The organism is Streptomyces phaeoluteigriseus, assembly GCF_001896135.2.
In the GTDB taxonomy this organism is placed as follows: domain Bacteria; phylum Actinomycetota; class Actinomycetes; order Streptomycetales; family Streptomycetaceae; genus Streptomyces; species Streptomyces phaeoluteigriseus.
In genome coordinates this window covers 1-6,177 of sequence record NZ_MPOH02000053.1, presented here as the reverse complement: position 1 = coordinate 6,177, position 6,177 = coordinate 1, and the positions used below count along the sequence as shown (strand labels likewise).

Annotated in this window: 6 protein-coding genes; 5 read left to right on the top strand and 1 reads right to left on the bottom strand. The window is 74.2% G+C overall.

Annotated elements, in window-relative coordinates; genetic code table 11:
* The first annotated feature begins 145 nt into the window (after positions 1-145).
* The 5 genes from BM536_RS38105 to BM536_RS38085 are packed head-to-tail and all read left to right on the top strand — an operon-like array spanning position 146 to position 3,989.
* Positions 146-568 (top strand): roadblock/LC7 domain-containing protein, encoded by a 423-nt coding sequence (locus BM536_RS38105; protein WP_094104077.1) that lies wholly within the window; start codon positions 146-148, stop codon positions 566-568.
* Positions 565-927 carry a DUF742 domain-containing protein gene (locus BM536_RS38100; RefSeq protein ID WP_094104076.1) on the top strand — a complete coding sequence of 121 codons (363 nt, stop codon included), beginning with the start codon at positions 565-567 and terminating at the stop codon, positions 925-927. The genes BM536_RS38105 and BM536_RS38100 overlap by 4 nt, the downstream gene beginning before the upstream one ends.
* Positions 899-1,522, top strand: a complete 624-nt coding sequence (locus BM536_RS38095) for a GTP-binding protein (protein ID WP_094104075.1) — start codon at positions 899-901, stop codon at positions 1,520-1,522. The genes BM536_RS38100 and BM536_RS38095 overlap by 29 nt, the downstream gene beginning before the upstream one ends.
* Positions 1,519-2,769, top strand: coding sequence for a cytochrome P450 family protein (locus tag BM536_RS38090; RefSeq protein ID WP_073499673.1), 1,251 nt, complete (start codon positions 1,519-1,521; stop codon positions 2,767-2,769). Before BM536_RS38095 ends, BM536_RS38090 begins: the two co-directional genes overlap by 4 nt.
* Positions 2,766-3,989, top strand: coding sequence for a cytochrome P450 family protein (locus BM536_RS38085; RefSeq protein WP_073499672.1), 1,224 nt, complete (start codon positions 2,766-2,768; stop codon positions 3,987-3,989). Before BM536_RS38090 ends, BM536_RS38085 begins: the two co-directional genes overlap by 4 nt.
* Positions 3,990-4,171: 182 nt before the next feature.
* On the opposite strand, the gene BM536_RS38080 is transcribed toward BM536_RS38085, so the two are convergent.
* Positions 4,172-5,680 carry a helix-turn-helix domain-containing protein gene (locus tag BM536_RS38080; protein ID WP_094104078.1) on the bottom strand — a complete coding sequence of 503 codons (1,509 nt, stop codon included), beginning with the start codon at positions 5,678-5,680 and terminating at the stop codon, positions 4,172-4,174.
* Positions 5,681-6,177 lie beyond the last annotated feature (497 nt).

Sequence of the window (6,177 nt, the reverse complement as noted above, 5' to 3'; positions counted from 1 at the left end):
GGCGGCCGGAGGAGGCCGCGGCGGCGCTCGGCGCGCTCCAGTCCGGCACCGCGGCGGCGCGCTCCGGCGCCGAGGCCGCACCGGCGGGCAGCGCGCGGACGGCGGCCCACGACACCGACCACACCGACGAAGGGGGAGCGGCCCGATGACCAGCCGCAACACGGGCGACACGGCATGGGTGCTGGAGCCGATCCTCCAGGTGCCGCACGTGGTGGCCGCCGTCATGCTGACCCGCGACGGGCTCGTGACGGGGTACACCGACGCACTGTCCCAGCCGTCGGCGGAGCGGGTCGCCGCCATCAGCAGCACCGTGCAGGGGGCGTGCCGCACGGCGGCGGCCGCGTTCGCCGACCGGGACAAGGCCGAGGTGCGCCAGGTCGTGATCGAGTCCGACCACGGCTACGTGCTGATCGTGCCGACGGACCACGGCACCTGCGTCGCCGCGTACGGCGACGGCGAGGTGCGTCTGGACCTGCTGGCGCACCGGGTGCACTCGCAGGTGGCGCGGCTGGGCGAGAAGGCCATGGCGGCCGCGCCCCGAGGAGCCGACGACAACGCCCCGGCATGACCGCTCGCCCGGCCGGCCGTCCCCTGGTTCCCGCGTACCTGTCGACCGGCGGGGTGGCCCGGCCCAGCCGTCCCCATCTGGAGCGGCTTTCGGTGCTCGCCCGCACCGACGAGAGCGTCCCGCCCGGACTGCCCGCCGCCCAGCTGGCCCTGCTGGACGCCCTGGAGGGCGGCTCGCTGGCCGTGGTGGAGGCGGCGGCGCTGCTCGGGCTGCCGGTCTCCGCGCTGCGCGTGCTGGCGGCCGGGCTCGCCGACCGGGACCTCATCCACACCCGCGCGCCGATCCCGCCCGCCGACCGCTTCGACCCCGACCTGCTGAAGAGAGTGGCCGATGGCCTCCGCGCCCTCAAGCACGCCTAGCGCCGGCGCATCCGGCGCGATCCACCAGCCCGACGCCGCCCGCGACCTGGTGAAGATCCTGGTCGCGGGGCCGTTCGGGGTGGGCAAGACGACCCTGATCGACTCGGTGTCCGAGATCCGGCCGCTGCACACCGAGGAGCACCTCAGCGAGGCGTCCACGCAGGTGGACGACCTGGACGGGGTACGGGACAAGGCCACGACGACCGTCGCCATCGACTTCGGCCGGATCAGCCTGGCCGGCGGAGTGGTCCTCTACCTGTTCGGCACCCCGGGGCAGGAGCGGTTCCGGTCGCTGTGGGACGACATCGCCTACGGGGCGCTCGGCGCGCTCGTCCTCGTGGACAGCCGCCGACTGGACGCCTCGTTCGACGTGCTGGGCCTGGTGGAGGAGAGCGGACTGCCGTACGCCGTCGCGTTCAACACCTTCCCGGACGCGCCCACGCACCACGGCGAGGAACGGCTGCGGCGCGCCCTGGACCTGGAGCCGTCCACGCCGCTGGTGACCTGCGACGCGCGGGACGCGCACTCCTCCATCGACGCGCTGCTCGCGCTCGTCGACCATCTGATCACCCGCGACCCGGCGGAGGCCCGGTGACCACCTATCCCCCGGACCGGCACGACTTCTCGCGCTCGGCTCCCGTCCGGCTGTGGGAGGACTGCTTCGCGTCGGAGCCGCACCGCTACTACGCCGCTCTCAGCGCCCAAGGGCCCATCGGCTGGGCCGAGTTGGCGCCCGGCGTGCCGGCCTATCTGGTCACCGACCGGCGGGCCGCACTGGACGTGCTGCACGACGAGGAGACCTTCACGCACGACCCGCGCGCCTGGGAGGAGACCGTCCCGGCCGACTCCCCCGTGCTCGGCATGATGCGGTGGCGGCCCAACGCCCTGTTCGCCGACGGCGCCGCCCACGTCCGCTACCGCACCACCCTCATCGACGTGTTCGACCTGGTGGAGCCGCACGACCTGCGGGCCCGCGTGCACCGCGCGGTACGGCTGCTGGTCGACCGGATCGGACAGCACGGCCGGGCCGACCTCGTCGCCGACTTCTCACGGCCGCTGATGGCGCTGGTCTTCAACGACCTGTTCGGGCTCCCGGACAGCGCGGGCGACCGGCTCGAGGCGGGCCTGGGCAAGATGATGGAAGGCGGCGCGCAGGCCGCCGAGGGCGAGGCGGAGTACGGCCGGTACGTCCTGGAACTGATCGCGGCCAAGGCCGAGCGGCCCGGTGACGACCTGCCCAGCCGGCTCCTCAGCCACCCCGCCGGGCTCACCGGCGAGGAGGTCACCTGGCAGGTGTTCCTCACCCTCGGCGCCGGCTACGAGCCGACCGCGAACCTGCTGTCCAACACCCTGTCGCGGATCCTGGGCAACCCGCTCTACTACTCCACCCTCACCAGCGGCGCCCGCCCCGTCATGGACGCGGTCGTCGAGGTGCTGCACCACGAGACGCCGCTGTCCAACTACGGCATCTACTACGCCCGCAGGCCCGTCGCCTTCCACGGGGTGTGGCTGCGGGACGCGGTGCCCGTGGTGGTGTCGTACGGGGCGCTCGGCCTCCTCGCCGAGCGGGAGGGGACGGCCGGCCGGCACCCGAACGACGCCTCGCACCTGTCGTGGGGCGCCGGATCACATGCCTGTCCGGTGAAGCAGCACACGCTGCTGATCGTCACCGAGGCGATCGAACGGCTCACCCAGTGGCTGCCCGACCTCGACCCGGTGCTGCCCCGCGAGCGGCTCAGCTGGCGGCCGGGGCCCTTCCACCGCTCCCTGACCGCACTGCCCGTCCGCTTCAGCCCCCGTGGCGCCGACCGACCAGCCGACCGAGCAGGAGTCCCCTCGTGACCACGACCGACCGCATCGTCCTAGACCCGTTCGGCTCCGATCTGCACGCCGAGAGCGCCCGGCTGCGCGCGCTCGGCCCGATCGTGCCCATCGAGCTGCCCGGCGGCATCCCCGCCTGGGCGCCCACCGGGTACGACACCCTCAAGGAACTGATCCTCGACCCGCAGGTCAGCAAGGACCCGCGCAAACACTGGCGGCTGTGGCCGGAACTCGGCGAACACCCCACCTGGGGATGGATACTCGGCTGGGTCGGCGTGGTCAACATGCTCTCCACGTACGGCACCGACCACGCGCGGCTGCGGCGCCTGGTCGCCCCGAGCTTCACGCACCGGCGCACCGAGTCGCTGCGGGAGCGCGTGGAGGCGGTCACGGCGGAGTTGCTGGACACCCTCGACCGGGGCGGGGACACGGTCGACCTGAAGGCCGCGTTCGCCCACCCCCTGCCGATGCGGATCGTCTGCGACCTCTTCGGCGTGCCCGACGACATGCGGGAGGACCACGTCCGGCTGGTCGCCTCGATCATGGACACGACCGACCCCACCCCGGAACACGCCGCGCGCGTCCAGGAACGGATCGGCTCGGTCCTCGGTGGCCTCATCGCGTACAAGAGCGAGCACCCCGGCGACGACATGACGACCGAACTGATCCGGGTGCGCGACGAGGAGGGCGACCGGCTCAGCGGTGAGGAACTCCTGTACACGCTGCTGCTGGTCATCGGGGCCGGGTTCGAGACCACCGTGAACCTCATCGGGAACGCCGTGGTGGCGCTGCTGGGCGCGCCCGGGCAACTGGCGGCCGTACGGCGCGGGGACATCGGCTGGGACGCGGTGGTCGACGAGACGCTGCGGCTGCACCCGTCGATCGCCACGCTGCCGCTGCGGTTCGCCGTCAGCGACCTGAAGGTGGGCGACGTGACGATCCCGGCCGGCGACGCCATCGTCACGACGTACGCGGCGGCGGGCGTGGACCCGGCGCACTACGGCCCCGACGCGGAGGTCTTCGACGCGGCGCGCCGCGCCGACGACCATCTGGCCTTCGGGATCGGCGTGCACCGGTGCATCGGTGCTCCGCTGGCCCGGATGGAGGCGCTCACCGCGCTGCCCGCGCTGTTCGACCGGTTCCCGCAGCTGCGGCTGGACACGGGCGCCGGGGAACTGGAGCAGGTGCCGTCGTTCATCGCGAGCGGCTGGCAGAAGATCCCGGTCCGGCTGCGCGGCTGACCGCGGTCGCGGTCGCGGTCGCGGGGGACTGGTGGCGCGGGGGTGCGACCGGTCCCCCGTTCCGGTCGGACCCCCGCGGCTCCTCGAACTTACGTGCCGGGCGCACCGGCTGTGAATCGTGCCGGTGCCCGCTCGCGGGCCCGGAGGACTCACCTGTGCACAGGTGAGTCCGGATGGCCCGATTACGCCTGGCGGACGTCGGGGTGCAGGCCGGGCGGGTCGAGGGCGCCGGTCGCGAGGTGGGCGAGGACCACCTCGTAGAGGTCGCTGCCGGCGGCCAGGAGCCGGCGTTCGAGGACGGGTTCGGCCCCGCGGACGTGGTCGCGGACGGTCTGGGCGTGCACGCCGAGAAGCTGGGCGGCCCGTTCGGCGTTGCCGCCGGCGAGGATCCAGGCGCGCAGGGTGCCGCGCAGGTCGCGGCCGTCGGAGTCGAGGCGGGCCAGCAGGTCCTGCGCCCAGGTGCGCAGGGCGGGCCCGGTGAGCAGCTCGCCGAGGGGGGCGGGGGCCCCGGCCGCGCGGATGCGGTCCTCCGTGAGACCGGCCTCGGTGTTCAGGGCGAGATGTACGGCGGCTCGGACGGCGAGGTCGGAGAAGTCCGCGCCGAGGAGGTTCTCGACGCGCTCCATACGGGCGCGGACGGTGTTGCGGCTGACGCCGAGCACCTTCGCCGCGCTGACGGCGGTGAACTCCAGGCCCAGCCGGGTGGTGGCGAGGAGTTCGGCGCGGGTGTGGTGGGCGAGGGTGTCGAGGGGGCGCAGCAGTCGGGTCGTCCAGGCGCGCAGGGCGGCGGGGTCCATCAGCCGCTCGGGGTGGGTGCGTTCGGCGTAGACGGCCGTCTTGTCGGGGCGGAAGTGCGCGACGGCGAGGGCGCTGACGGCCTGTCCGTAGGCGGCTGCGGTATGGGCGAGGCTCTGGCGGGCGCTGCCGCCGAGGAAGGTGTCGGGGTGCCGGCGGCACACGTCGCGCAGGTCGGCGACCGCGGTGTCGCGCGGGGTCACCACGATGACGTGGGCGTCCACGGCCGGGCAGCGCACGACCAGGCTCTGTTCGCGGGTGGCCTCGATGCAGGCCTCGGCGAGCCGGTCGCGCTCCTCGGGGGTGCTCTCGACGACGTAGACGCAGGCGGTCTCGGTGTCGAGGAGGCCGGGCCAGAGGCCGGCGGCGACCCTGCGGGCCGCGCTGGTGTCCTCGACCATGAGCAGTTGCAGGATGGCGAGGCGCAGGTCGGAGGTGGCGCGGGCGAGCCGGTGTCCGGTGGCGGCGGTGCGCTGGGCGCGCAGCAGGAGTTCGAGGGCGGCGGCCGTGTGCGTCACGATGTCGGCGGCGCGCCGGTCGAAGGGCGAGGTCCGCACGACGGCGAGCACGCCGGCCGCGGCGGGCGTCGGCAGTTCCACGCGGATCAGCCGCAGGTGGCGGCCGTCGCCTTCCCAGGAGGCGGAGGCGAGGCGGCCGCTCACGATGTCCGTCGCCAGGCCCTCGTCGAGCGGTGCGGGGGAACCCGCGAGGGGGGTGCCGTTCTCGTCGCGCAGGGAGACGGTCGCCTCGACGGTGGCGCCGAGCCAGTCGACGACCCTGGCGATGTCCCGTCCGGTGGGCCGCAGATGGTCGAGGAGTTCCAGCGCCCACGCCGAGTCGGCATGGCCTGTCACCGCCACGTCCGTATGACGCCGTTCGTGGTCCCGGCCGGTCATGTCGGCCCACACTCCTCGTCCCTCACGGCCCTCTCCGGCCGAACCAGTCATATCGGTCGGGGACGTTACCTCACGGCCGCCGACAGGCGTCCGATCCGCGTCCGCCGTCGGCCCTGTCGGGGGGACGGACAGGGCCGGACAAGGTGGACGGAGGCTGAGGACGGACAGTGGCGGCGTCCACGTCCACGTCCGCCCTGGCCGGGCGGACGGGCCACCGGACGCGCCCTGGCGCACGCTCGGGTCCACCCCGCCCGAGCATGCGCACGCTCGGGTCCACCCCGCCATAGCGGGACGGGCCGGCGGAACTCTCAGGACCGTACCGACGACGACGCGGCTGCGCCGGCGGAGACCGGGCGGCTCGAGCGGACCGTGCGTGGACGTGGAGACGCGCTCGGGTCCGCCCAACCATGCGGGACAGTCCGGCGGAACCGCAGGACCGTGCCGACGGAGCCGGCGGCTCGGGCGCATGGACGTGGCGAGGCACTCGCGTCCGCCCA